Source organism: Dyadobacter sp. BHUBP1 (assembly GCF_050587785.1).
GTDB lineage: Bacteria > Bacteroidota > Bacteroidia > Cytophagales > Spirosomataceae > Dyadobacter.
In genome coordinates this window covers 1,001,681-1,026,908 of sequence record NZ_JBOBIH010000003.1, presented here as the reverse complement: position 1 = coordinate 1,026,908, position 25,228 = coordinate 1,001,681, and the positions used below count along the sequence as shown (strand labels likewise).

22 protein-coding genes are annotated in these 25,228 nt (G+C 48.5%); 6 read left to right on the top strand and 16 right to left on the bottom strand.

Annotation, left to right across the window (positions count from 1 at the left end; translation table 11 throughout):
- Window positions 1-453: 453 nt before the first annotated feature.
- Both ACQ4MZ_RS16615 and ACQ4MZ_RS16610 read left to right on the top strand, forming a co-directional pair.
- A complete protein-coding gene (locus ACQ4MZ_RS16615) occupies window positions 454-981 on the top strand; it encodes a hypothetical protein (RefSeq protein ID WP_430846386.1) in 528 nt (175 codons plus the stop codon).
- The gene (locus ACQ4MZ_RS16610) at window positions 978-2,558 is read left to right on the top strand and encodes a hypothetical protein (RefSeq protein ID WP_430846385.1); all 1,581 of its coding nucleotides are present in this window, start codon (window positions 978-980) and stop codon (window positions 2,556-2,558) included. Before ACQ4MZ_RS16615 ends, ACQ4MZ_RS16610 begins: the two co-directional genes overlap by 4 nt.
- Before the next feature lie 372 nt (window positions 2,559-2,930).
- On the opposite strand, the gene ACQ4MZ_RS16605 is transcribed toward ACQ4MZ_RS16610, so the two are convergent.
- The 10 genes from ACQ4MZ_RS16605 to ACQ4MZ_RS16560 form a co-directional block, all read right to left on the bottom strand.
- Window positions 2,931-3,539: a hypothetical protein gene (locus tag ACQ4MZ_RS16605; RefSeq protein ID WP_430846383.1), complete on the bottom strand. Its 609-nt coding sequence runs from the start codon at window positions 3,537-3,539 to the stop codon at window positions 2,931-2,933.
- Window positions 3,540-3,552: 13 nt separating this feature from the next.
- A complete protein-coding gene (locus ACQ4MZ_RS16600) occupies window positions 3,553-4,524 on the bottom strand; it encodes a hypothetical protein (protein WP_430846381.1) in 972 nt (323 codons plus the stop codon).
- Window positions 4,521-7,010, bottom strand: a complete 2,490-nt coding sequence (locus ACQ4MZ_RS16595; protein WP_430846379.1) for a hypothetical protein — start codon at window positions 7,008-7,010, stop codon at window positions 4,521-4,523. The genes ACQ4MZ_RS16600 and ACQ4MZ_RS16595 overlap by 4 nt, the downstream gene beginning before the upstream one ends.
- Before the next feature lie 2 nt (window positions 7,011-7,012).
- Window positions 7,013-9,247, bottom strand: a complete 2,235-nt coding sequence (locus ACQ4MZ_RS16590; protein WP_430846377.1) for a hypothetical protein — start codon at window positions 9,245-9,247, stop codon at window positions 7,013-7,015.
- A 13-nt stretch (window positions 9,248-9,260) separates the two neighbouring features.
- Window positions 9,261-9,479, bottom strand: a complete 219-nt coding sequence (locus ACQ4MZ_RS16585; protein WP_430846375.1) for a hypothetical protein — start codon at window positions 9,477-9,479, stop codon at window positions 9,261-9,263.
- Between the two features lie 3 nt (window positions 9,480-9,482).
- A complete protein-coding gene (locus ACQ4MZ_RS16580) occupies window positions 9,483-11,030 on the bottom strand; it encodes a hypothetical protein (RefSeq protein WP_430846373.1) in 1,548 nt (515 codons plus the stop codon).
- Window positions 11,031-11,124: 94 nt separating this feature from the next.
- Window positions 11,125-11,343, bottom strand: a complete 219-nt coding sequence (locus ACQ4MZ_RS16575; protein WP_430846371.1) for a hypothetical protein — start codon at window positions 11,341-11,343, stop codon at window positions 11,125-11,127.
- Window positions 11,340-11,999 (bottom strand): hypothetical protein, encoded by a 660-nt coding sequence (locus ACQ4MZ_RS16570; RefSeq protein ID WP_430846369.1) that lies wholly within the window; start codon window positions 11,997-11,999, stop codon window positions 11,340-11,342. The genes ACQ4MZ_RS16575 and ACQ4MZ_RS16570 overlap by 4 nt, the downstream gene beginning before the upstream one ends.
- Before the next feature lie 63 nt (window positions 12,000-12,062).
- Window positions 12,063-13,994 (bottom strand): hypothetical protein, encoded by a 1,932-nt coding sequence (locus ACQ4MZ_RS16565; RefSeq protein WP_430846367.1) that lies wholly within the window; start codon window positions 13,992-13,994, stop codon window positions 12,063-12,065.
- 1 nt (window position 13,995) lies between these two features.
- Window positions 13,996-14,295 carry a hypothetical protein gene (locus tag ACQ4MZ_RS16560; RefSeq protein WP_430846365.1) on the bottom strand — a complete coding sequence of 100 codons (300 nt, stop codon included), beginning with the start codon at window positions 14,293-14,295 and terminating at the stop codon, window positions 13,996-13,998.
- A gap of 142 nt (window positions 14,296-14,437) precedes the next feature.
- On the opposite strand from ACQ4MZ_RS16560, the gene ACQ4MZ_RS16555 reads away from it, so the two are divergent.
- The gene (locus tag ACQ4MZ_RS16555; RefSeq protein WP_430846363.1) at window positions 14,438-14,665 is read left to right on the top strand and encodes a hypothetical protein; all 228 of its coding nucleotides are present in this window, start codon (window positions 14,438-14,440) and stop codon (window positions 14,663-14,665) included.
- A gap of 35 nt (window positions 14,666-14,700) precedes the next feature.
- Here the strand turns inward: ACQ4MZ_RS16555 and ACQ4MZ_RS16550 are convergent, their stop codons facing one another.
- The 5 genes from ACQ4MZ_RS16550 to ACQ4MZ_RS16530 form a co-directional block, all read right to left on the bottom strand.
- Window positions 14,701-15,882 (bottom strand): hypothetical protein, encoded by a 1,182-nt coding sequence (locus tag ACQ4MZ_RS16550; protein WP_430846361.1) that lies wholly within the window; start codon window positions 15,880-15,882, stop codon window positions 14,701-14,703.
- Between the two features lie 20 nt (window positions 15,883-15,902).
- Entirely contained in the window at window positions 15,903-16,478 is a 576-nt protein-coding gene (locus ACQ4MZ_RS16545) for a hypothetical protein (RefSeq protein WP_430846359.1), read from the bottom strand.
- A 71-nt stretch (window positions 16,479-16,549) separates the two neighbouring features.
- Window positions 16,550-17,599, bottom strand: a complete 1,050-nt coding sequence (locus ACQ4MZ_RS16540) for a hypothetical protein (RefSeq protein WP_430846357.1) — start codon at window positions 17,597-17,599, stop codon at window positions 16,550-16,552.
- A gap of 15 nt (window positions 17,600-17,614) precedes the next feature.
- A complete protein-coding gene (locus tag ACQ4MZ_RS16535) occupies window positions 17,615-19,207 on the bottom strand; it encodes a hypothetical protein (RefSeq protein ID WP_430846355.1) in 1,593 nt (530 codons plus the stop codon).
- Window positions 19,208-19,214: 7 nt separating this feature from the next.
- On the bottom strand, window positions 19,215-20,162 hold the full coding sequence (locus ACQ4MZ_RS16530) for a hypothetical protein (RefSeq protein WP_430846353.1): 948 nt from the start codon (window positions 20,160-20,162) through the stop codon (window positions 19,215-19,217).
- Between the two features lie 125 nt (window positions 20,163-20,287).
- On the opposite strand from ACQ4MZ_RS16530, the gene ACQ4MZ_RS16525 reads away from it, so the two are divergent.
- The 3 genes from ACQ4MZ_RS16525 (at window position 20,288) to ACQ4MZ_RS16515 (ending at window position 23,274) form a co-directional block, all read left to right on the top strand.
- Window positions 20,288-20,767: a hypothetical protein gene (locus tag ACQ4MZ_RS16525; protein WP_430846351.1), complete on the top strand. Its 480-nt coding sequence runs from the start codon at window positions 20,288-20,290 to the stop codon at window positions 20,765-20,767.
- Between the two features lie 643 nt (window positions 20,768-21,410).
- The gene (locus tag ACQ4MZ_RS16520) at window positions 21,411-22,733 is read left to right on the top strand and encodes a hypothetical protein (RefSeq protein ID WP_430846349.1); all 1,323 of its coding nucleotides are present in this window, start codon (window positions 21,411-21,413) and stop codon (window positions 22,731-22,733) included.
- Complete coding sequence (locus tag ACQ4MZ_RS16515; protein ID WP_430846347.1) at window positions 22,702-23,274, top strand: hypothetical protein; 573 nt, start codon at window positions 22,702-22,704, stop codon at window positions 23,272-23,274. Before ACQ4MZ_RS16520 ends, ACQ4MZ_RS16515 begins: the two co-directional genes overlap by 32 nt.
- 274 nt (window positions 23,275-23,548) lie before the next feature.
- Here the strand turns inward: ACQ4MZ_RS16515 and ACQ4MZ_RS16510 are convergent, their stop codons facing one another.
- Entirely contained in the window at window positions 23,549-25,186 is a 1,638-nt protein-coding gene (locus ACQ4MZ_RS16510; protein ID WP_430846345.1) for a competence protein CoiA family protein, read from the bottom strand.
- Window positions 25,187-25,228: the final 42 nt, after the last annotated feature.

The window sequence follows — 25,228 nt, the reverse complement described above, 5'->3', positions numbered from 1 at the left end:
AGCAAGTCTTTAAACCTCCCTCCCTTATTTCGAACGGGAGACGAAAGAAACTATTGCAAGCTTTTAATAGCCATGCGGATCTAAATGTTTGCATTCTAGCATCTTAACCGAATAGTAAATTTAGCACAATCCTAATAGGAGCCGTAAGTACAAATGTTGAGGATTTATTATCTTAACGATCTGAACCTTCAACTTTCTCATGAGAAAGCCTGTTCAAACCCTTTTAATAGTATCGCTACAGTTACCAAGATTATTGGTTTAGTCTTTTTTCAGAAAGGCATCATTGCTCTTGTAAAAGTATTAATTATACCTGTTGTAGGAATGAAATGTGTTCGGACGGTTGGAACCATCCTCCATTTGCGCAGCTGCTCTATATAATGACTTGTATAACAGCTTAACCTACCGTTTGTAAACTAGAATCATGAATTAGTTTTCACTCTCTAATCAGTAGATATGACAAAGACACAACAACTTACTGCAGCCGTCGAAAACTCCCCGTTGAGCAAAACAAGTATAAATTTTAGTTGGGCCAATGAACAGCGCAGTGTCATCACATTCGGCCTTCTGAACGACGAGTTAGGGAAGAATCTCACTGGATTGATTGTCAGTAAGGACAATCAGCTATTCGCAAGAATTAAGGATACAAACTATACACGAGGTTATGCACGAAAAAAGGTTCGCACCGAACTGGATCGCCTAGACGTGAAAGGATTTGTCAGCTTCGATGAAAATTTGTGGGATCAGATGCCAAAAGAAGACGATTACATTTGGGTCGCCTACGACGAAAGTTACACATCGAATCCTCCTGAGACATTACCGGAGGAAGATTGTTACTATTATGCAATCAACGGCGAAGTATTTTTCAACTGTAATGGGCAACCTCTTCCTTACACGGTCCAGGTAGATTTTTGCGAACACGATAGATTAGATTGTGTCAATGTGAATGATTTTAGCAAGTTCAAAATCAGAGCAATACCATGATTTCCCCTGCAAAACCTGGAAACTTAGTTTTCATGCTGCTCGGGTTTCTCTGCTTCATAGTAGCGTCTTGCGCTGCACCAAAGTTGACAAACAATGACAGGGGACGTTACAAATACGTCGTTCTTAAAAATTCGAAATCGATCCTTGACGTTACCGTTACGCCTACCCCGCTACCTGACCCCGTACAAAAGCAGCAAGAAAAGCCTAAGACGTTTTTTGACCTACGAGATTCCATACCTATAACCTTTCTAAGGTCGATTGCGTCTGTATCGAATGAACCTACTGACATTTTAAAGGCTATCAACACTCCACTTTCAAAAAGCAGCGAAAAAAAGCAGACGGACGAAGATGGAAAAATAAAGCTCGAACAAAGCACAACCAAGCTTCGTTTGCACATCTCTTCCATTCAAAGTTTCTTCAATGATCCCGCACTCCTTCATCCTAATACAAAGTTGGAGTTCTTGAACACCAAAGTCTGGTTGATGACAAACGATGTCATAATTCAAACCATAGACCGCCTGGAAAATGAATTCGAAGCTATTGATATGGGAACACTCGAAAGGACCAATGATATTAAATTTAGCTCTGCGCTATCGGGAGGCATCGGTAAAGATGTTGGCCGTGAAATCTCTTCTACGGAGAGCGACGACTCCTCATTCGGTGGAAGCGACGAACAGTCGGAGTCAACCGGTGACGGCGCCACAAACACGGCTACTAGCAAGTCGGGAACTACAAAAAATTCGGTGACCAAGAAAGGAAAGTCCATAAAAAGTAATGTCGCTGCCAAATCTGAAGCAAAGGCTGAATTACAATATGCAAATTCAGAATCAATTAAGGAGGCCATCGCATTGAAGTATAAAAGGGCGAAAACAAGCTTCTCCTTCTCGCCCAATCGCCTCACCGTAAGTCAACGCGCGGTCCCAATGGTTGGGATATCAGATAATATCTTCGTCACCTTGACATTGGCCGTAAAAAACACCGGTAGCAATACTCATACGTTTGAAGTCATCGAATTTAAGAAAATGTTTGATTCGAAAGGCAAAATTCAACCAATGGATAGTGTCACTCGTCGCACCGTCGCCGTAAAGTACATACCTTGTGATTCTGCGAAAGACATAAAATTAGCGGTTTCTTATTCGGGAGCCGTTAGGGCAACCCGAAATCTGACTCGTGGAAGAAATTCATTAGAGTATGACGACAAGGTCACATACTATAAATTTCAGGACTCAACCCTTAATGCGGGGATAACGATCGATAAGTTTGACTATTGCAAAAGGAGCTTTCATATTGTCACTACAATTGACAAAGAAAAGTACATTCTAAATACAGGAAGCCAGGTAGCTCCCATGGAAGTACTCCTGCACAGTGATCATGAGCCTGGGACGGTTCTAAGGTGGTTAAGCGAGATGATTACAAAAGGAGATCAACGGCTTCTCGAAAGTTCAAATGGAGATTTATTTTTTAGATCAACCAATGGAAAAGACGCCATATATCTATCCAAAAAACATATGTCTTCCGCAGACATGGAAAAGTTAAGGAAGCTTCAAAATTTATCTGGTGTGGAAAGACATAGGTAGCTCTCAATTAAATTGCCACTGTTCTATGACGTCATCCTAATTTCCCCCGCCAGCGTCCGGTAAAATTACCCAACAACGCCCGAGCCGCCAGCGCCACTGCATTATGATTATAAACCGGCATATTCGTAGTAATAAACCGCCCACCCGTAGCAATTTCTTCGGACTGTAAATTCCCTCGGTCACCTGAAAAAATCCAAAACCGATGCAAACTGATCGCCGTTAATATGCTTTTCCAAGTCAAGCACCATATCCCCGCCAGCATACAAACTTAGATTATTCGGCAAGCCATCGTCGCTAACCGGCTTAGCGTTTCCATCCACCATGCCACCATCCGCCTGCCCTCTCCTATCATTACCGCTTACGCCAATCCGGTTAATTCCCCGCATCACCCACCATAAAAAAATGCACCTTCACAGGCTCTTCATCAGCGAAGCCAAACGCCGAGATCCCGTTATGTGAAACGTACTCGTAGTCTACCTTCGTAAAACCCGCGTCGTCCACATTATCCGTAAGAATTTTGGAAATCACATACCGCGTCGGATCGGGCACGCTGGTCACCATCACATATCCCTTCACTGGGTTGGTAGAGTTGTCCCACTCATCGATGTATGCCTTGAAATCCACGCCATACATGCTAGTGTCACCAAGCAAATATTTGTAGTTCTTGTTCGGCCATATGTCCCCTGGAATCTGCGGATCGGGTTTGAACAAATACCCCTGCGGCGCGATATGCCCCTGCGACCAATTCGGGATAATTTCCTGTGTATCCGGGTCTACGGTAGGAATCGCCCACAGGTAATCCATGCCACTGCTGACAACGTCCGTTAGATTGATCACCGGGTTTTTCGGATCAGTATTGTCCACAGCCGAACCCGTTACCGATTCCACGCAGCAGAGCTTACCACTCTGCACAGCCTTTTCCAGTTTCTCAATGCGCTGAGCCAGGCAAGCGATCTGCGCTAAAATGTGTTTGGGAAGCATAATAAGTAATTGTTTAAGGAATAGCATTAATAAAAGAGAAGCAAGAGGGATTCACTTTGTCCCTAATCCACACCCGGTACTCAACACCGCTCGGAAGCCCGCCGAAGAACATACCAGCGCCCGGATCGGAGCTGTTATCCTGCATCCATATGGCTGTCGCAATATCTGCCAGTGCCTCAGCTTGGCAAGCAAATTCGTATTCGCCGCTCAGTCCGCCAGTCCACTTATTGATGTAAATCGCCCCGGCGCTGAGCGTGTCAAAATCCAATATTTGTATTGTGCAAACCGCCGCTGAACCATCATAAATCACCGGCGGCTGTGCAAAAGGCGCGCATAATGTTTTTAAGTTCCATACCGTGCCACCCGTGTTGGAGCAATCGCCGTCCAGCTGAAACGTGATCATGCTACCCACCGGTACATCGATCCTGCCATAGGTTGACTCCTCCTGGTAACAGCACTTGCCAGGAGGCACACACGTGTTCGGCTGAGGCCCCGCGCAGTGCGTGTCGTGCCACACTTCTCCGTCAATCATCACCTGCAACCGGTCTGGATAGGCCGACGTGTACCATTCCCAGTATACGTCCTGTTGCGCGGGTGTGTTGTTCGTCCAATAAAAAGTATGCGTACCGCCTATGCCGTCAGCAGAATTATTAGAAGAGCAGACGTCGATCAGTTCGCCCGTCGGCGGCTCGTCATTCACGATATCTATTACCATTTCATTCTTGCAGCAATCTGCACCCTGGTTGCCTAGGACCCGCACCGTGACATCGTTGTAGGTGTAGCTTGCTTCCACGATCGGCACCTCGATCACGAATGAAACCGAACTAGTCTGAACAACCGCGTCAAACACATCCGGCACATAAGGGCTGCTCAGCGCCAGGCCCTGCGAATCCAGAAACAACACAGTAAAAGCATACTGATCGGGTCCAACCGGCACCAGGTCGGAAAGCGAAGTCACTGTTATCATCACTTTCAACTTCTTCATGGCAGGGCGGCGTTGACGTACTGGACGTGAAGCAAGGTACCGACAAGCTCGAAATCCAGCACCTGCGCGCCAACCTGCACTGAATAGGTGACCACATCATCCGGCTCACAAAAGAAGTTCTTAACAATCAGCCCGTAGCCATCCATTCCTTGGGTCAAGATCACGATCGGCACCTGCAAATCCCCGATATCAACGATATTATCCTGTCCTACGTTAGCCAGCCCAAACCTACTGAGCTCGGCATTACCTAAAGCTCCTGCCTTCGGTGCATCAGATACGCCATACCCATTTTGTGGTGCGCCGCCGTTAACCTTATAGGTATATTTTGCATATGCAATGGACCCACTCACCCGGTCCGAAGCCGTGCTGATCTGGCTGTACACGTAAGCCCCGCACCATGCGCCTTGCTCACCCAGCTGGGGAGCGTTCGGAAATGCGGTGTCGGCATTCGGGTCAGGCTGCACCATAGCGGGGTTCCCTGCTTGCCATTCTTCAACCGGTCCGCCGTCAGTCTGCCAAAGCACTTTATTATTATGCAGCACCCAGTCAGGCACGAAGGCATAGGGGTTTTTACAGAAAAGCGCGCCAGCTTCCCACAATGCATGCCCACTGGCGAGCAGTAATTGAAAAAACGCTCCGAACTTCATGAATTCATGGCTATGCACATGCGGCGCCCGTTTGATGATGTCGCCCGGCGGAAACGTGAGCCGGTAGTTGATCCCGTGGGTAGTAATAAAGCTCCCGGTACCGTCCGTCGCCTGCCAGGCCAGGCCAATATCCTTCACATCATGCATCGCAATATGATCTACCTCGATGTCATAGATCAGCCCCAACATCCCCTTACCATCCCGCACCGATTCCCAGCCGTTGTGATATTTCACGCCCCCCATGCGGTTCCGGTACATATAAGCCTGGTTAGCATAGTAAGCCGATGTCCCCCGGGCAGCGGCCACCGATGCCATCCTAGCCTTTTTCTCCGCGGGCGTCAAATAGATATAAGAGCCCCCACCAGCGCCATAGCCCCAAACGGGTGCATAGTAATCCGAAACAATATTGGTTTGGGCGGGTGTTGTCACTGCCGGATGGATGGCTTGCACGCCCGCAAAGTCCAACATGAATGAATACTCAATCTCGCTGAAAGCATCGCCATTGATGGTAAGCATCCCATTTTCTGCAAACTCGGCAAATGCCATAAATCCGGGATCTTTCTCAAAATTATCGGCCGCCACCTGCGGCGTCCACACCACGCGCACATTCACACTGCCCAGCACCTTTTGCAGCGCGCTGGTATTGTTGGCTATTTTGAACCGCAACAGGCCACCACCCAGGTCTTCACTGGAATAATTGCAGCCATTCAGGCCTCCTTGGCCACCGACAAACTCTTCCAGAAATGTATGGCGGTGCCAGTTGCCGATCATAAATGCGGGGTTACTGGCCTGAGTCTGGATATCCAGCGTGTATAGAACCCCGTCGTCGAGCACCAGGTCAAAGTGCTGGTTAAAATGCTCTACTTCACATTTTGCTGTCCGCCATCTTCGCGAAGCCGGTATGTAATTGCGCACATCCGAATCGTACATGTCGACAATGTGCGTCACCTTGTTCATGGCTATATCGGTAATGCTCGCCTCCTTATCTACCAGCCCCGTCGAATCGTTGACGAACCTGGAAACCGCGAAGGATTTGCCTTCTGGCAGGCTGAGATTATTTCCTAAATAAAAGGCTGTAAAAAGCCACCCAGTCCGCGACTGCGAGTAAGGAAGCATATCGTTGATACCATTCACTGGTTCAACAGAAAACGAAACTTTCTCTGGCAAAGCGCTATGGGCGAAATGGGTCTGGGGGTTGCCCAGCAATTCCCAGATATTGGCTTCCACATAGTTCCAGTCCCCGTCCGGAGCATCAATGTAAAGCACGTATATCTCATGCTGCCCGTAAGGAAATCCCGCACCAGCGCCAAGCAGCTTGTTGCAAAAATCCGGGCTATAACCCCGGTAATTGGCATCCAGCAAAAAAGGTATACAGCTCGCACTACCATCAAACGAAGATTTCTCCGCAGCCGCGATCAGCTTGATTTTGCCGTCCTGGGCTACCTCAATGGTGGCGTTCTCTGAATCAATCCAGGTGTACCGTTTTCCAGATACCGTCGTAGTTTTAGTAGCGCCCCAGAAGTCCCCCTGCACCGGCGGCGGGCTGCCCGTATTGATCAGGTCAACCACGGTTTGCTGGGAACAGCAGTTGTTTTCGTCGCCAGCGTAAAGCGCCACAAGTACGTCCAGCGCGGCCCAGCTACCCGGTGTCACAGGCACCTTCACCACAAAGTTGGGCGTGATCGTTACCACCGTCGCGTTATACAAGTTCGGTATGCTCGGGTGGTCCAGAGGCACGCCGGGAGATTTAAAAAATTTGATGATAAACTCGTAAGTGTCTCCACCAACGGGCGTAAGCTTATCAAGCGGCACCTCAAATTTTATCTCAATAAATTCCATGATCAACTCAGGTGAATGTATTTCAATATCTTCTCGTCGGTGCAGAGCAGCTTTTTCAGGATTATTTTGATTTCCTTCAATTCCGCACAAACATCGCAGGCAGGAAGCACGTTGATCGTCACCAGCGCCTGGCCGACTTTTACGCCGTCGCAGAACGCTTCATAGACGAACTGGCCGATGCCGGTAAATTTCAACGCGGGCGTGAAGATGTATTCGCCCGTAATCCCGTCAAAGGATGTCACAATCCCATTAAGCTCCGAGCTGGCCATCACGGCAAGTGTCAGCATCCCTTCGCAATAAAAGGTGTCATTGGGCTTAACCTGCCCTGTCACGGGCACATCGGCGATTGTCTGACTGGTGTCTGGCTTCAAATCAGCACCGTATACTTTGATGCTAACTTTGGCACTGCCGATCAACAGGCCGTCACAATAAGCTTCGTAGCCAAAACCGGCATCGGCACCCACATAGCTCGGGGAAGGAGAAAAGATGTAGTCCCCGGTGGCCGTATCCAGAAATGTCACAAGCCCGTTTTGCCCTGATCCGGGTTGCAAGCCATACATTAGCAATCCCTGGCAATCTACCACATCGTTGGAAGCCACGTTTCCGGCTACCGGCGTATTTGCGTAGGTCTGATTGGTGTCGTCATTTAACGCGCCGCCGGCAAAATAAAGGGTGACGGTCGCTGTATCAATTACCACCGCGTCCGCCATCGAAATGCCGCAAAGCACGTTATACTGATAGGATGCCTGTCCGGTAAAACCGGGACTTTCTGCGGCAAATTCGCCATAACCCGTCAGCTGGTTAAAGTTATTGACAGTCCCATGCTGGGCGCTACCAGCCACAAGCTGAAAAAAGGTCGTTCCTTCTGAGCACGGCTGGTCGTTGGCTGCCACATTGTGAGCGATCACCCCGCCCGCAACCCCATTGAAGCTATCGTCAATAGCATCAGCATGGATGTCCTGCAAGTTAACCGTTATCGTGGCCGCTGGTGACTGCTGGCATCCCGGGATACTCGACACAGCCGCAAAATCAAATTCCAGCACTGCCTCAGGGCAATTAGCCGGTATATCCATCGTCAGCTGCGCTGGATTGCCAGATACTTGCTGATCAACGGCCACCGGATTACCATTGAAGTACAAAATACCGCAGGCAGGCAACGAAAGGATTTTAAACCCGGTTACCAGGCAATTACTGGGTGCAGTACCGTTTAGGCCAGGCAATGCATTTTGGACGGAGCCCTTCGAGAAACTCACCGTACCATCAAATGCATTCAGCGGACATCCGCTCACCACGGCTGTTCCTTGCGCTGTTACCTTATCACCGAGCTTAACCTGGATCGGATAGTTCCCCGGATCAGTCGGCAAAGTCCAGGTAGAATCGATCCCCACCACCGACGGGTTAGGACTGATCGACCCTCCCCCAGCAGGTACTATGTACTCCACCGTTTTTTGCACGCTGTAAAAAGGTATCTGCTGCTTGGTAATCGTGTATGAGGAGATATCCGAGCGGAGCGTTATTGTATCCAGCGCCTGGTAGCCTCCGCCCACACTGTCTACCACCAGCCCGGTCACATAATCGATCAGATTGATCTGCCCGCCGCTGAAAACGATTTCCACATAACCGAGCCGGACTGTAAAGTAAGCCGCTGCGTCCAGCACCAAAACATCCACCTGGGTAGTCGGCGCGAAGAGGCCGTTCGAAAACAATACCGAGTGGTTATTCGGGTCGGCGTAGAAATCGCCCCCTATGCTGGTAACATTGTCTGGATAACCCAACTGTGGGAAAAACGAGGTCTTGTCCAGAGGAGCCGCGTTCAACGAAAGGTTGAAAATGAGGCTAGCATTATCGTAGCCAGCCAAAAAAAGCCTGACGCGGTCCTCGTAGGTAGTGCTGATATGCGTCGTGTTCGCGCAGGTAGTGGCATCGCTGGCCGTAAGCACCAAATTAATTGGCAGCGCCGCAACCGGTAAGCTATCGTCCGCGCTGCAATTGGATACGATTTGGATTGTATCGCCGGACAAAAGCACTACTCCCGGCGGCAGACTAATTCCCAAAAATCCTAACGCGAAGAACTCCGGTACGTCTATCGAATATCCAATCCCGTTGATCAAAAGCGATAGCGATCCAGGGATATAATTTCCCAGCCCATCAGTCCAGCAGTTGCCCGCTGCGCCTACATTTTCCGCCGTCAAAAGCACGTCGCCCTCAATTGGCTGCCGTAATATGAAAGTTGCCATATCCCGATTTATTTCAAACGATCATTTGCCCACCTCTTTGGTCTTCCAGCAGTCTTGCCATGATTATCAGGTTTCCTACCAACGCCTGCCTGGTTTTGCCACGGACGGCATATCCATCGCCTTTCAGCTCGTATAGCGAAAGCGAGGGGTTGAACACTGAATTATTTAGGTAATTCCTCGCCTTGCCATGATCCAGGGCTATATCAGTCAATATGCCTTCAATTGTTTCCATACATTAATCTGTTAGCTCGATGCTTGTAATGATCATATCGCAGCAATTGGGTGTCTGGCAATCCCCGCCAATCACCGTAATGGCCACATCCAGGAAGCAGTCACCCGCTAGATTGAACAGCCTTATCATATATGAGGTATCATTGCCCGAACCATCCAGGTTTGAAATTGTCAGCTCACTAGCGATCAATGGTTCCGCAGCATTGAAATCAGGACCCGAATACGCCACTCCCACGGAATATCCGTATTTGGTAGCGTTGGCAATACCTGTGATCTTGATCCAGGCGTCATTGTTTAACATGCCTCCGCTTGTACAGGTAGCGCTGCTGGCCGTTTTGTCCTGATATGCCGGAAGCAAGCACGGCTCAGGTCCGCAAGGATTATAAAACCTTAGCGTCTTGGTTTCAAAGCAAAACTCAGTCGCGTAAACCCGCACCGCAAAATCTTTGTAAGGCTGGTCAGCAAAAAATCCGATCTGGTCATAGACTGTCACCGGTCCTGGCCCTGCAATCACGGGCGCGTTTGCGAAATCAGCCGCGCAGGTGAACGTTGTGTCCTGGCACGGCTGGTACTTTACCCCGCCGGTGACATTTTGAAGCAGGAGCTTGCCGTCATTGTTGGACGGTCCGCCATTGCAGGTTGGGTCTTCTTTGTCCAGATCGAAAGTAGGCGTCACGCATTGCGGTGGGCAGTTTAGGGCCGGGATAACGGCCTCGCGATCTGTAAAGCACCCATCACCGCCATTGAAAAAACGGAAGACAAACGTATTGTCCTGGCCCGAGCCTGCAAGTCCTGTAATGTCCAAATTGCCACCAACAGGCATGGCTTGCGCTTGCGCATAAGCCGCACCACTATAAATTGCTCCCTGAGAATAGCCGTACCTATCCGCGGCCGAAACACCCGCGAAATGGATGCCCGCGTCGCCCGCCGGCGAGCCGTTCAGGCAGCTGGCCTGGCTGATCGTAGCCTGCGGCACTTGGGGAGCCACGCAGACGTTACAATCAGCTTTTGTGAGCCGCCAGCCAAAACTCCCGCAGCCATCCTGGATCTTCACCTGGATTTTACCGCCTACACACTGCGTTTCTTGGGGGGCTACGTCCACCCATACCGGCACGCAAGGCGGCGGGCAGTTGTCATTAGTCAGTTTATAATCAAAGTTCCCGCACCCATCCGTCTGGTAACTGTGGACTTTCCCATTGATGCACTGCGTCAACGGGGGCTCTTCCGTGTTCTTCCATTCCGGTATACAGTCGCATGCGATAAAAGCATATCCGGCAGCAATACAGGCCGAATTTGATTTTTCTCTAACGAAGTACTTGTGGTTGCCGCATGGCTGGTTAAGAAATGTCGGGCTGTCCTGGAACAGAACGCCATCAATACTGTATTCCAGCGAGCCATTGCCATGCTGTGCTACGATCGTGACCGTCTTCTGCGATACGATCGCTTGCCCGAAAGCCAGCTTACAAGCCGGTTTCCCAGCGCAAAGCAGCTCTTTGATCAAATCGATCCACGGACTGCAGACATCAGGCTTGCAGCTTTTTCGGACGATCATATAGTCCGGCTGAGCGCATCCCGGCTGTCCGCAATCCTGGCACGGCTCAGGGCAGCCGGGCTGCGGACAGTGGCAGGGGTTATGATGGCATTTATCACACACCGTATTTCCGGTTTAAATAGCACGCTTTCTGCCACAGTTGAGCGGCATTCCAGTAAGGCACAAATTCAAGGATAAACATGAGTTCAAACAGGCCCTGATCCACTTGCCAGTCGGGCTTGCCAACACGGGCCATCCGCGAGTTCTGACAATCCAGCTCGACTGCCACTTTCATGATCCGTTCACCCAGTTCACGCGCGCTAATTACCTTCATAGCTTTACAGAATCCAGGTAGGCACCGATCTGCTTGATCCGTATGGCCACACACTCGCAATCACAGCCGGTTTGTGTCCCAGCCATTAGTTTGAGCTTCGTCCAGGCTAGTATAAACTCCTGCATAATCTTTGCTTTCTTTTCACTACTCATCTGAAAATCGTAATGACAGTCATCCCCCAAAGTGAGCTTGTCTGCCAGCGCAACGAATTTTTGGTCTTGCTGGCATGTACTCACGATCTGCTTCACACGCGTGCCCTCCGCCTTGATACAATTACAGGCCTGCTCAAAGCTGAAAACCTCGTAGCGCAGCGTTATGCATCCTTCCGGAAAAGCGCTCATAAAGCCGTGGCAATCGGTCTGCGCCTGCTCAAAGCCTTGGCATTCTTCGCAGCCTGAGGCGGCAGCCGGTTGCTCCAATGGGATATCCCCGGCATTGATCACCCAATCTCCCAAAGTCTGGTTATATACTTTTTCCAGCTCATAATAGCCATTGCCGCCCATATCCAGTCCAATCTTCGCCCACACGATCTGGTTAGCATCGATATTGACCGCGCCATATCCACCGGGGTAATCCACTGAGTAAGACGGCGTTACATCCCGCAGCACCAGTTGGTTGCATTCCGGTTGGGAAACGGTGAAATCTGGGAGCAGCATGGGCTTTCAATTTTTTGAAGTTATAAAAACAGGCCCGTGGCTCGCCGGGTGCAGACGGTTTTTTCAGGCGTAAACCGGCCCCAGCCGGATGATAGGATACCCCGCCACCAGGCCATCTGCCGACGACCGGTTGGGCCCCAGCTGTATAATGGAGGATTCATTCTGATAAGATTGATCCAGCTTGGTCACATTGCTTTGTTGGGTCAGTTCCAGCAGTTTCAACACCAAATGAAAAGCCGAGGCAATATCTGTATTCTCGTAGGTGCCCCATTTCATAAGCTCTTCCAGGATCAGGGGCAGGGTGATGTTCTTATGGCGGCCTTCCGTGAAGAACTGGGTGCCCAGGTAGGTGAGCTCCGCCTTCACATGCGCATTTTTGATCTTGATCCCAGGCTGGTCACCCACATAGAACAGCCGGTCGAGCGCTTTCTTCTCACGCATGAAAAGGATAAAGCCTTCACTGTTGTATTCGTACAGGGTTTTGGAAACATTGTAAAAAAGCATCCCTTTGTAAAACTCTTCATAGGCAACCACCATATCCGGAGCGTTGCCGTAATACACCGCTACCGGCATGTCGCTTTTGATATCATACGCAGTCGGCTTGCGGTAAATCACCATTGCATTCTTCGAATCACCAGCCGACACTTTATGTCCTTCACCGCGGGACTTATACCGGTCATCTATGCCGGCAATGTGAAGGTTCTCGTAAATTTTCGAAGGTTTACCTTCCAGGTTAATGCACCAGTCGCCGCCCGGGCTTTCCTCAAAAACGATATTGTCTGTCGGCCGGTTATACCGGTCCATTAGGTATTCCAGCCGTCCGCGTACCCAGTTGTCTTGTGCATGGTTGAGCTTAATGAACGTGATCTGCTCGTTAATCGCGGCAGTGTTGTAAGCACTGGTTTTGTTGTTGGGAAGAAAGGCTTCCTCCCAAGTAAGTGGGTTTTCGATCACCTCCTGTTGATACGCGGCGGGATCAGCCACTTTGGATTGCCGGTGGGCGAGAATTTTTATCAACGCACCTTCCTGGTCGGATTTTCCCGTTGTGTAATCAATACACCCCCTGAGCACTTTTGTTTTCGGGGTAAAATGCCGCGTCGCATTGTATGCAAGGTGGCCCACGAACATATCCCGGTAGGCAGTCGATTTGTTAATGATGGCATTGGAAGTCCCTCCCACCAAGAACATACCCCATTGGTCATCCCCCAATTTTGCGCTGGGTTCGTTTTCCGTCAGGTAGTTCTTCAACGAATCCCCCACCCAGAGCCCTGCCTCGACGGCGATCATCAGGTTCATCCGCTTGCCCTTATACACACCTGCCTTCGTTTCCTGGCCAATGATGTCAAAGCGGCATTTATTCACAATACGCTTGATTTTCCCCTGGCTGTAACCAACTGAAAACGCACTCCGGTTGTTCTCCAAAACCACCAGGTCTTTCCCGTTCCACCGCTTAAACATCGGGTGCAGGCTTTGCCAGGCCGTCCGGAACCATTCCCGCTCGGTATCGATCGCTTCCTCGTTGGGATAAGCGCAGCCAATTTGCAGGTCGTTACGGAAAATAAAAGTCCACAATGCCACCCCAAGCAGGGTAAATGTAGTCCACGCGATCCCACGTGGCTTTGCCTCGATATGGTTTCTGGCATTATAGGATTTGCCATTTGGAAGCCGGCGGTAGGTATTCGCCCATATGATGTCCAGGATTTCCTCATCATTGTCCCGGTACATCGGCGGCTCCCAATCAAACCGCTCTTCACCCTCCTTGCGAAGAGGGATGATGCAGAAATTCAGATAGAAATAAAGATAGCCATTCAGGTAGTGGCCGTTCGGTGCTATCCAGCCGTACAGGCAGCGGTGAAGCTGCCGCTTCCACCATTGGTAGTCAGTGTCGTCTGCATTTAATTTGGGGATTTCCGGCACGCGCTCGTACAGCACAGGCCGGTAAAGCTGCTGTACCGATTCCGCAGGCAAATCCAGGACCTCAGCCTCGGCAAACATCTCAGCGGGTGATGATCCCTTTCAGAAAAAGGACTTCACTTGTCTTGTCTTTATAGTACACCGTAAATGACTTTTGCACCGGCATCGTCTGTCCCCCGTTTTCGAGGATTTGCCTGGCTATCTCCCCAGCGAAGAAAGTTGTCGTGATCCGGTCAGACGTATCTTTCGGTATCGCGCAACCACATGAGCCGACAATAGTTTGTATGGCTTTACATTCCGGCGTTTTCACAAATGCAACCGAAACATTGGCCCGCTCTTTGACAGTCCCGAAATCGACCGTATTTGAAATGAAATTAGACATATCCCAACTAAGCTTAATGCATGAATTCCAACAAACTCTAATCTTTATACGTAGATAGTTTTGACCTCCACTTTTTAAATTTCTTCCAGCTACGGCGTGGGTGCATCGCAGGGTAACAGATCAGATATCCCGCCGTCATGCAATGTCCAAGCAATGCCACGCTACATCCTTTATTAGCAAAGAAGAGGGCGGGCGTATCGCAGCCACAACACTTGCAACTACCGAGCAGGTAGCACTCGCGTGCCGAAACATCCCTTCGGTATTCAAACTGCTCAACAATGTGCTGTCTGATCATCCATCTCAGCCACCGTCGCCGGTAGGCAAAGAGCCTTACACTGCCCTGCACGTAGTAAAAGCCATCCATGGGTGAGCAGCGCAAATGGGCGATAATCTCTTTAAGCCGCATCATATTTCCGGTTCACATGCGTCAGCTTCACTGCACGGTTTGTCATCGGCCCCGCAAAAACCAGGGTTCACGACATCATTGCCGACTTGGGCCGGCGGATTCCCCGATTTACTTGTCACCGAATAAAACGAGCGCCCGTTTTCATAAAAGCTCCTTGTCAGCGAAATCAGGTTCACTGCACCCAGATAGTCGGTCTGGGCCGTTTGAAGGGCGGCCTCATCCCCGGCGTCATCCCGCAGCAGACAGTACGGATAAGTCGGATAATCACCCATGGCCGTATCGATAATCTTAACGTGCAAAACATCCTGGGATTCTAGCAGCTCTAAAAGCGCATAGTACGCGTCCATACTATTCTCATTGTATGGTTGGAACACTACGGTCGTGGTTTCCAGCACAATTTTGTAATTGCTTGGATCCGTAACCGGATTGGACGTACCGGCATGCTCCCGCCAGGGCCTCTTGCTGTAATGGAAAATTTCCACCACATACATGCACATATCCGGCTCGCATGGGCCCACAATCTCCTGTCCAAACCAGTCCTTGATCGTATAGGCCGTATAGCCCACCCGGAAATTGGGCACAATCACATCTGGCTCCGTAAGCCCTTCCCACGACAACACCGTGAAATCAACCCCTTCAACCTTAGATTCCAGCTCAATGAATTCCCAGCCGATCACCGTCGCCGTTACGGGCGAATCAGGGTCGCTGTTAAATTCATCGGCCAGTTTGTGCAGCCGCTGGCAGCAGGTCTCCACGCACCCGCACTGGAAAAACACCTCCTTCGGGCTCACCCAGTTGTTCCACATCGGATATTCGCAGCTGGCAATCGCCCGCACTTCAATTGCCGTTCGTTCGCCGATCTCGGTGCAATTCGGCGCGCAGCATTTCAGGCGGACTTTCTTTTTCAGGTTCTGCCCGCAGCCGCGGATTTTCACGCCGCTGCCTCCGGTAAGAATATCATGGAAAGGCACCTTGTGCCAGTTATCGTCAGTAGCATACCCGTCATAGCCGATCCCTTTGGCCTTGGCTGCCCACACCGACACCCCGCCCTTGAAAACCAGGTTGCCCAGCTCAATCACAGGCACCTGGCTGGAAGTGCCGGGATAGAAAATAGCGAGCTCGGGGGCCTGGCCACAATCGCCAGGCTTACGCTTATGAACATAAAACGATCTGTCCCTCATCGTCTTTAAAGATTAATCCGTCAGCTCCCGCTGTTATGTATTTCAAGCCGTGAGCCTTGGTACTGGTTAAGATTCTCAATACTAAGCTGGTATTTGGCCACAGCCAGGTCAACGATCTGATGCTGTTGCGCTTCATCTTCCTGTGTATAGCCGCCAGGATTACCAAGCAGGTCATAGTCAATGGGCTTCATGATAAAGTGGACACTTACCCCCTGAGGCACGCTCGTGCTGAGAATATCCAAATACGGCTTGCCATCGTTGCGCTGCACATATGCCGGGAATTCGTCATCAGGCTGATTAAACGGGTCGCGCATCGCCTCTGCTGCTTCATCTATCGTCAGCGGTTTGATGGCCGATGTGTAAAGCGTCGATTTCCCATTGCATTCAAAAACAAAATCAGCCCATACCCCCAGCACAAGCTCTATCCGCAGGCTTTCTTCCAGGTACACCTTTCTTGTATCGCCAAAGTCAACATCACGGACGAAAGGCAACAGGTCTGAGCGTTGCAACGCGGTCATTTCAAAGTCCTTTGCTTTCAGGCGAAGCCATTCCAGCCTTGCCTGGCTGTAAAACCACATAAAGGCCTGCTTTGGCATGTGGGCATTGTTATACTTATCATACTTAACCTGCGCCCACTGATAAAGCTCTTGGTTGGTCAGGCGTCCCATTAGCTCACAGATGCCATTTGCCGTAGGTGCTCATACTGCGCAGGATTGTTGGCCAAATGGCTAATCATCTCCTTGCGCGTAAACTGCTGCTCAGAAATTTGCGGTATCACGTACCGCGTACTAAACTTTTCGCCCGTTTTGATCAGCAAACCCTGCTGTGCAAATCGTGCTAAGTCTTGCTCAATCTCTTCCGCTGAAACAGCATTGGATACTCCGCTGTTGGCAGTGCTGATCCCGAACTCATCATTTACGGGGATTTTTTCAGCCGCTTTAACGCCCACTTTACTGGCGAGTTTGACATAATCCGAGTCCTCAATGATAGGCTCATAGCCACTAGGTGTTGTTTTCAGCTTTCCCTCTACTGCGCGTTGAAGGTACACCCGGTACTCGCTATCCGTCCGCAGCTGGAACGCGGCGGATATAATATCCTTGGCATATATCGTGTCGCGGTCTTTCTTGATTTTTCCATCCGTGTCTGCCAGCACAACACCTTTCTCGATACCCACATCCAGCAGGGCAAGCATCTCAAAATCTTCATTTTCCACCAGCATTTTGTCCCCTTGCAAAAAAGCCTCCGGGTTAGTCCTGGAAAGAGATACCAATGCATTAAAGATCGTCTTGGGCGCAAGCCCCGCAGCAAGTCCGATCAACCTTCGGTACATTTTTGCCAACAGCGCCAAATCGTCCTCATTCTGGCGGATATAGGACTCAACCTGGAAAGCCTTGTTTGAAAATGCCAGGGCCCGGTCTGTTTCTTCCTGCGGATCGATCAACTGAATGTTAGCTGCCGCATCCTTATGGATCATGCAATAGGCTTTCAGCGTATTCCAGTTATGGCTGTCCACAGGCTCGTCCAGGTCAAAGACCCGCTGGCCGTCAATGACAAGGTCTGTCCGGTCTGTCAAATCATTGGTGAAGAAAAACTCCATCACTTCACCTTTCACCTTACCGGTGAACCCCGAGCCGATAATCTCCTGCCGGGGCACGGAAACATTTTCTTTGCGGATGCTGACGGGGTGCCGCACAACTACTGAAACAAGATGTGACATAGCTGTTGAAAAAGATTAGTCGATTAACCTGAGTTTGATGATCCCTGTTGGATCGATGTATGGCACCCCCTCGAACATGATATGGTATTCGTTTCCGTCCACTGTCGAGGCCACATCGTACCTGGAAGCATTGGTCACCATATCTTCAATAGCCGTTTCCTGCATAGCCATCAGCTGGGCACCTGTAAACCCATTACCTTCGCCCGTGAACCCACGTACACGGCCAAAAACAAAGCCGCGGTCAACCTGCTGATGCGCCCCGTTTTTGCCTGATTTTGTGAAATACCGGAAGCTCTTTTTTTTGGCGCCATTGAGCCCTCTACGGATCGGGATGAAGAAAATGTCTCGGCTCCGGTCAGGACCCTTTACGCCATTGTAGGTGAACGTCTTGAATTCGCCCGTCGTGCGGTAACCCTTCCCGATGTCGTACATGAACAGGTTGCCGTAATCGGTAACCAATTTTTCGATCCCAAAGCCCACATCCACTTTGCCGTCGGCACCCACTTCCCTGGTGAGCCGCACCGGATACTTGGCTTGGCCGCCTTCACGGATAGCATCCCGGACGAATTTCATCCCGCCATGCTGGGCTACTACCAGCACATCCGCATCCGGCCACACTTGGTGGATCTGCTGCATAATGCTCTCGATCCGGTTGAAATTGTTCAGGTATGTCAGCTTCCAGGGATGCTTATACTGGATATGCGCCTGGTCGAGCTGTTGCCATACGCCGGGGTAAAGCGGGCGGTCGGGATAAGGCGTCAATCCCTTGAAAGAATTGATTTCCAGCGTCGCCGGGTCAAAGTTGCTCACAGAGTCCATGATCATCCCTTCCAGGCTCAGAAGGGCCTGCCTGAAAGCGCGCACCGAAAGGCTTGTCACAAACTGCATCGGTTCAGAGCCATCCATTGCCGGCTGCATCGCAAACCGGAATACTTCGTCCGACATCCAGCTCCCGGTTTCATGCCACATATAGCGGGTAATCACCGTCGGCGCTGTGAACAAATTCTTCTTCGTCGTATTTAGTTGCAACCTGTTGGATGTATGTGAGCCTTCGCCCATGGTGTTACCATATCCCCAGTTCACCGGTTTTCCAATCCCCAGCAAACTTCCCGAGGCTGTTTCACCCTGCTGACCGTTAAGGATAAACGTCACATCCACATAGCCATTATTGGTATTTCTCCGGCTCACCACCGACAGCATCGAATGGTCGTCCCAGAGCTTCACCTGCTCGCCTTCATCCAGGCCGGTACCATAGTCAAGGCCCACTTCAAAAGGCACCCCGGCAATAAGCTTGTCGGGCACGCGGCTATTATCCACCACGTAGAACGGCTTCCGCTCTTCACATTCTTCCTGGATGCGGATAAACTCGCTTCCGATTGTCGAAGTTTGCACGTCAAACAACCCCTCCCTGTCTTCGCCGTACATATCCTGGTTCGAACCGAAAAGGTTCATAAATACCAAGTACGGCGAGTAGGGGTTCACGTGATTAACCATCATCGTGATATACTCCTGCTGGTTGCGCGAAAGAAGGTCATTTCTAAGCGGGATATCGCCAACAAGATTCCTTCTCTGTCCTGTCCCTATCGCTACCCTTAACTTGTCTGGCATAGCTATCTCAGTTTAGAAGCGTCCTTGCTTTCTTGTTGTAGCCGTAGTCGATCCCGCGTTTGTCGACCAGCCGCATCACTTCCAGAAATGCCTTTTCAGAGCTGACCAAGGCATTCAGGATTTCACGGCGCGCGAAATCTTTCATCGAGGTTGCCGCCGTTTGGGCTTCCTTGGCCTTCCCACTGGTCACATATTCCTGGATATGCCGCTTGATATCATCGGAGAGCTCGATCCCATAAAGCGAAAAATTTTTCAACTCATCGGCGAACGTAGTGCGGTACTCTTTGTATTTGGCCAGCTCACTGGCCGCATAGCTTCTTGCTTGTTGTTCCAGCCCGGCCTGAATGCTCTTGTACTCTTTTTTTATTTCGGCCACAAGGCGCTTCCCTTCATCGTTGATCTTGCCCTCCTCGAAGTACTCTTCGAGCTTTTCCTGGTAGTTCGCCTTGGTGAAGTTGAACGGGTTTTTCCGCATTTGGGAAGCGATCACATCGCGCAGGAAATCGCCTTCGTCGAACTGGCCATCGGCAACGGCCAATGCTTCCTGGTACTGCGGGTTTTCCTGCAAAAAGTTTTCGGAAGCAAGCGTATAAAAGGAATGATCGTAAACAGCATCCCTGGAATTCAGGTGGGCGAAGTTGGGTCCAAATTCCTTTACCGCCAGGGAGCTATAATCGGTGGAGTCCGGCTCAGCAAATTCAAATTTCTTGCTGAGTACGTCTTCAAATGGCTTGAAGTAATCCGGCAACGCTTCGGCTTGGGAAGGTGGAGCGCCACCGGGCGGCTTTGTATCCACACCCTTAGGCGCCGTCGAGGCCAATACGCTTTTGATGTGGTCGGTCACCTTCGGGTCGATGGCGGCCTCCGTCTTAAAAAGATCGCTTTCATCAGGACTCGAAAATCCGGCCTCCTTATTGAATTTTTCGAAAATGTCCGCTGACAAACTTAGGTCCATAACACACGGAATTTGCTGTGATTATGGCATCAAACTTAAAGTCATTGGTAGATAAAATTCGTGGTGAGGTCAATTTTTGTAGATATATTATCTATAAATTTACCATAATCAAAATTTATTTTGGTATGGAAGAGCGAATTGCTGAATTGGAGAAGCGTGTGAATATGCTGGAAAATACAGTCGAAGAATTATTCTTTTCTTTGGCCAGTCAGCGGACATCCCGCCGGTCAATCGAGCTCATCGTCGAGCTCGCTGTCTTAGAGCATTTTCAAGCCGACAGGCGAAAATTCCACACGATGGACTTTGGCAAGTTTGGTGATGCATCCACCATCCCCGAAGAAGACAAGCGCGTACTGGAAGCCAGAAAGTGGTTCATGTCCATCATGCGGAACATGCTTCATCATAACAGCTGGTCAATGAAGAAGAATTATCCATGGTACCATCATAAGAAGGAAGTGGCGCACAGGGCGGCATTTATAGGGGCGATTAACCCGACGAATCCGGACGACGAGTCCAATCGTCTTATCTTTAAAAGTATATGTATTAGCGTTCAAAAAATGTGTCTCCAGGAAGGCATTGCGGCAGGTGACTTGTTCATTCAATAAAAATTCACATTGGGAACGGGCAATAGCTGTAATCGTTTTGGAGTAAAAAAAATAGTTGTATGAGATGTGGGAAAAATTGATGACCTTGATGCCTAATTAAAGTATTGAGGGTAGGACCGAATGTTCACGAACCGAGGTGGGTTGTTACGAATAGGTCTTACCCTTTTCACATAATGCCTATAAATTCTCTATCCGATAACACCTTTCTATCCAATGTGAGGCAGATTTGCTTTTGGATCAACAGTCCATCAAAGTTCTGGGCATTCATTCGCCTTTGCTGATAAGCATAGAGCTGCTTAACAATATTCCGAATTCAGCAAAAATCACTGCACCAAGCTATTTGTTATCTCCCTATACATAAATTAACTAGAAGATGGTAAACACAAAAAGTATTGTCGTTCATCCGATAGAAACACCTACGTTCTTAGAAGCCTGTCAGGAGTGAAGCAAGTTTTAGCTCATAAAATATTAAGTAATACTAAACTCAACAAACTATTAACAATTATGTAATGTAAAAATATTTGATTTCAATAATTAGGCAGATACCTTCGAGCAAGATCGATCTTACTTTACCCTTCCTCGAACAACGTTAACAATAAAAGCACCCAATTTTTTAATTTTTCCATACTTAAACGAAAAAATTATGAAATTGTCCCATTTCCATCTTGTTCAACGAGGTGTCCTTTTTGTTTTGACTTTCCTTACCGTTCTATCGTGTAATCGCGATGCCAATTCGATATTAGACCCATCCAATCCTTCTTCAAAAACATATCGATACGTATCTCCCCAAGAGGCAGAATCGTTTGTGATAAACAATCGAGTCATTTCAGCAGAAGACACTACCTTTTTTAGTAAAATAAAAATTCTTTGGAATAAGACTTATCGATTCGAAAATAAAGACGGTGATTTCTTGGTAGTACCTACCGAGCATAACACTATTATTCAAGAGTATCTTTCAGCACGTGGCGATATTCAAGAGCGAGAATTCCCTCCAATAAATTTAGTTGTCTATCGGGATTCAACTGGCAAAATGAATGCCAATTTTCTTCTTGTTGCATCTCAGTCGGAAACCAAAACTAGTGAAAAAAATTGGATAAAATCGTTCACTGGGGCACTAATCTATTACAATCTGGATGGAACAGTCGCTAGAATGCAGTCATTTGACTTAGGAAAAAGGCACTACTCCAAAAAAGACCGGCCCGCAACGTCTAATCCAACTGCAAGATGCCGCTGGATGAACGAATGCTTCTACATAGGGCAAGATCATAATGCGACATACCCAGGAGCGAACGTCTTCGGTCATTACGGGCTTAGCGAATTGTCATGTGTCCAATTCATGGCCATCAATGGTATAACCTTTACACTAAACAGTACCGACGTTACTAGTAGCTGTGTAGAAGAAGATGTAGACCCAGTATCTCCTCCTGCACCAACCACTCCAATCAGTGGCGGAGGAGGGGGAGGTACTCCCAGCGACAACCCTACTGTTAGCACTTCATATAATAATTCTCCTGGTGAGCCGGCAGCAGACATTTCAGTAAACCGGGGTATTGACTGCGCATCATTTGACTTTACGAGAACAGCAAATAACTGGATGGAGGCAGGGGTTAAGAACTTTCGCTTACAATTCGTCAATATAAGCACTGGGGAAGTCAAAACTTTAACCATTAATCGTGCGTTAGTGATAGGGTATCCTATGGCACGTCAAGATGGAACGCTTTACTCCTACGCAGATGCTTCAACAATGGCTGCTGCCGCGTTCCAAACCGCGTCAAAAAAAACAATTGGACATTGGGCAAACAACCTATTAATGAATGAATACCAAGTTGAAACTTTATTTATTAACTGGCTGAAAGCAGCTGTAATTGCAAATGGTGGAACGGTCGGTGCAAAAGGTAGCACAACGAGTGTTATCATAAACGCGAATCCCCAATATGCTACAGTTGGAAATGGGGAATGTAACTAAAATAGTATCAATATTTTTATGGGCATCTTTGTTGGGCTACAATTGTGTAGCCCAACAAAGGGCGATTAATTTGGATAGTATGACTGTAAAAGATGTGATGACTGAGTTTATTAATCCATTTTCAAAAATAGGCTGGAAACCTGATGTGAGTTTCATCGAGACATCTCGAAATCCAATTTTTGATTATAAGTACAATTATAAATTTATCAAAACAGGCTCTTTGCATTTATTCGAATATCCAATCCATGATTTATATGCCTACGAAAAGGATGACCAGTTAGTTTCTTTCTATTTGGCGGTGGAGTTTGATACAAGTCTGATTGACAAGATTTCAAAAGACCTTGGCTCGCAACCATCAATTTTAAGTATGGGCCTGGCGCAAGAAACCCTTTCACCATTTGAATGGTCGTGGAAATATCTTGATTATCATATTCACCTGCGAAAACTACCCAGTAACCCGAGGAAGGACTCTATTTTCTTTCGCCCATTTGATGTAATAATTATCAGCAAATACGAACTTGATCGTTACAGTTCATATTAAATTTATCTCTACCCTATTGTCAAATTTTCATTTGAATCGGCCGTAACAAAAGTATGTCCGATTCAAATGAAAATTACAATTACTTTATTGGAATATATGTGGTTCCGCCTTGCACTACTTTATACAAAGAAGGCAATGAGTTCTCAACAGGCGAGATTCTATGCAGTTTTACGAAAAAATTGAAATAGAATCCATTATACTTGGCAGTTAAGATTTACAGATATTAATAGATTATCTTTTTTCTCTTTCCATTTTAATGAGAAAGTCATTAAGCTCATATCCATTCCTTGTAAGATCCATTATCAACCGCTTTTCTAATTTCTCGCAATTTTCTTTCGCGATCCTGTCTGAATGTGATAGATTCCAAAAGTCCTCCTGCTTTAACAAGCTCTTCAATCTTTCCTCTGACTCTGGATGTTCGCTGATGATCTCGTCTCTCAATTGCTCCAATAGAGACTTCTCGAAGTCCGTCAAACTCTGCTCTAAGGTTGTCCTCAGCGCTTCTAAGTTCTGCCGCGATTCGTTCCTCATTTTCACTATTTCGAGCTCTGAGGTCAGTTTCATGTCTTGCAGCTTCTTCTGGTAATCCAGCCTCTTCGTCTTCAATTCGACTGATCTCTGCTTCAGCTGCTCCGATTTTTTGGACAATATCTGCTGTTGCGCCGTCAATATAGCTCTCTTCGGATTCAATAGATCGTTGATATCGGACTTCCTCTTCTCGGAGATCGTTAATTCGATCTGATATTGTTTTTCCGTCTCCTCCCAATTCGATAAGTCGGCTTTCAAGCTCAGATATGTCTTCTCGTCTTCCAGATCGGTACTCTCTTTTTTCGCGGCCAATTCTGCCCGTTTCCGCAAAATACGCTTTCTTAACCTCCTCTTTGTGTTCTCGAAAGACTCGTTCCTGGATTCCAAGTTCTGATTCGAGTTGATCAAGGCTTGCTTCCTCTTCTGCAAATTCTGCTGATACTTCTTTCTCAATTCTTCTCTGTAACTGCTCCCATCGCTCGTAAGCAATTTTTGTATTTCTCTTAGCTTGTCGAATATCGCTATCGAGTTTTCCCTTTGCGCTTCTAAATTGTTCTGAATCCAGATATCTTGTAAAATAGCGTATCGCTTCATTAACTTCGAATACTTTGCACTCGTAAGTTTGCTCAAACTGGATGAGTCCTTTTTCGAACTCATCGCTTGGTAGTATCTCTTGGCCAGGGCGAGCGGGAACGAATTGATATTGGGTAGTTTCGCGTTCATAGTTGTAAACCCACTTGGTGCGGGCAGTTTTCGAGAAGATGTCTTGAATTTCAGAAGGAGGGCCTTTCGGTAGACTCACTTGCACCGTGTCCAACCCCAGGTTCCGGATTCGCAAATACTTTTCATCTGTAATTTTGTGGGTGGCGACCAGCTCTATCAGCAGTATCGGCTCATCAGCAGCATTGAAGAATGTGACGTCTGGCTGAATCAGAAGATTTCTGGACCGGTCTTGAACCCATTCTGGATATTTACCCCATTGGATTTGGCCATCGCTATTTTCATAGAAGGGCATTTCGATAGCTACCCGGGCTGCCTCAACAACCCATGCATCACGGATTGTGAACGGTGCCCCGTCCTGCCCAATGTCCGGATACTTCTTTAAGCCCGGAACTTTGATCCGTTTTTCCCGTTGAAGTATCTCTTTGCCAAGTTTATGGCGATAGGTTTCATCCGAATAAGTGCATTGTCCTCGATGCGTGGTGTCGCCGGGGTCATGAGCGAAGTGCTGGATATTCACTTCGCCCTTTTTTGCAATCATCCCCTGTCGGCACCCTGGGCAAAAATATCCTTTCCGTCCCCGCTCGACCTGCGAAATATGCCACACTGTTTCTTCTAGATCCAACGCATAGGAGTGCTCAATATCACCTTTCTTTTCTTTCATCTAGAGGGATTTAAGTGCAATTAATTTGCGCAATTTTACTAT

Excerpts from the sequence above, each read along its gene's own strand:
- ACQ4MZ_RS16510 (WP_430846345.1), bottom strand. The coding sequence starts at position 25,186 with ATGAAAGAAAAGAAAGGTGATATTGAGCACTCCTATGCGTTGGATCTA.
- ACQ4MZ_RS16550 (WP_430846361.1), bottom strand. The coding sequence starts at position 15,882 with ATGAGGGACAGATCGTTTTATGTTCATAAGCGTAAGCCTGGCGATTGT.
- ACQ4MZ_RS16570 (WP_430846369.1), bottom strand. The coding sequence starts at position 11,999 with ATGCTGCTCCCAGATTTCACCGTTTCCCAACCGGAATGCAACCAACTG.
- ACQ4MZ_RS16605 (WP_430846383.1), bottom strand. The coding sequence starts at position 3,539 with ATGCTTCCCAAACACATTTTAGCGCAGATCGCTTGCCTGGCTCAGCGC.
- ACQ4MZ_RS16575 (WP_430846371.1), bottom strand. The coding sequence starts at position 11,343 with ATGAAGGTAATTAGCGCGCGTGAACTGGGTGAACGGATCATGAAAGTG.
- ACQ4MZ_RS16545 (WP_430846359.1), bottom strand. The coding sequence starts at position 16,478 with ATGCCAAAGCAGGCCTTTATGTGGTTTTACAGCCAGGCAAGGCTGGAA.
- ACQ4MZ_RS16600 (WP_430846381.1), bottom strand. The coding sequence starts at position 4,524 with ATGAAGAAGTTGAAAGTGATGATAACAGTGACTTCGCTTTCCGACCTG.
- ACQ4MZ_RS16520 (WP_430846349.1), top strand. The coding sequence starts at position 21,411 with ATGAAATTGTCCCATTTCCATCTTGTTCAACGAGGTGTCCTTTTTGTT.
- ACQ4MZ_RS16530 (WP_430846353.1), bottom strand. The coding sequence starts at position 20,162 with ATGGACCTAAGTTTGTCAGCGGACATTTTCGAAAAATTCAATAAGGAG.
- ACQ4MZ_RS16555 (WP_430846363.1), top strand. The coding sequence starts at position 14,438 with ATGTCCAAGCAATGCCACGCTACATCCTTTATTAGCAAAGAAGAGGGC.
- ACQ4MZ_RS16540 (WP_430846357.1), bottom strand. The coding sequence starts at position 17,599 with ATGTCACATCTTGTTTCAGTAGTTGTGCGGCACCCCGTCAGCATCCGC.
- ACQ4MZ_RS16560 (WP_430846365.1), bottom strand. The coding sequence starts at position 14,295 with ATGTCTAATTTCATTTCAAATACGGTCGATTTCGGGACTGTCAAAGAG.
- ACQ4MZ_RS16615 (WP_430846386.1), top strand. The coding sequence starts at position 454 with ATGACAAAGACACAACAACTTACTGCAGCCGTCGAAAACTCCCCGTTG.
- ACQ4MZ_RS16590 (WP_430846377.1), bottom strand. The coding sequence starts at position 9,247 with ATGGCAACTTTCATATTACGGCAGCCAATTGAGGGCGACGTGCTTTTG.
- ACQ4MZ_RS16535 (WP_430846355.1), bottom strand. The coding sequence starts at position 19,207 with ATGCCAGACAAGTTAAGGGTAGCGATAGGGACAGGACAGAGAAGGAAT.
- ACQ4MZ_RS16610 (WP_430846385.1), top strand. The coding sequence starts at position 978 with ATGATTTCCCCTGCAAAACCTGGAAACTTAGTTTTCATGCTGCTCGGG.
- ACQ4MZ_RS16565 (WP_430846367.1), bottom strand. The coding sequence starts at position 13,994 with ATGTTTGCCGAGGCTGAGGTCCTGGATTTGCCTGCGGAATCGGTACAG.
- ACQ4MZ_RS16595 (WP_430846379.1), bottom strand. The coding sequence starts at position 7,010 with ATGGAATTTATTGAGATAAAATTTGAGGTGCCGCTTGATAAGCTTACG.
- ACQ4MZ_RS16580 (WP_430846373.1), bottom strand. The coding sequence starts at position 11,030 with ATGATCGTCCGAAAAAGCTGCAAGCCTGATGTCTGCAGTCCGTGGATC.
- ACQ4MZ_RS16525 (WP_430846351.1), top strand. The coding sequence starts at position 20,288 with ATGGAAGAGCGAATTGCTGAATTGGAGAAGCGTGTGAATATGCTGGAA.
- ACQ4MZ_RS16585 (WP_430846375.1), bottom strand. The coding sequence starts at position 9,479 with ATGGAAACAATTGAAGGCATATTGACTGATATAGCCCTGGATCATGGC.
- ACQ4MZ_RS16515 (WP_430846347.1), top strand. The coding sequence starts at position 22,702 with ATGCTACAGTTGGAAATGGGGAATGTAACTAAAATAGTATCAATATTT.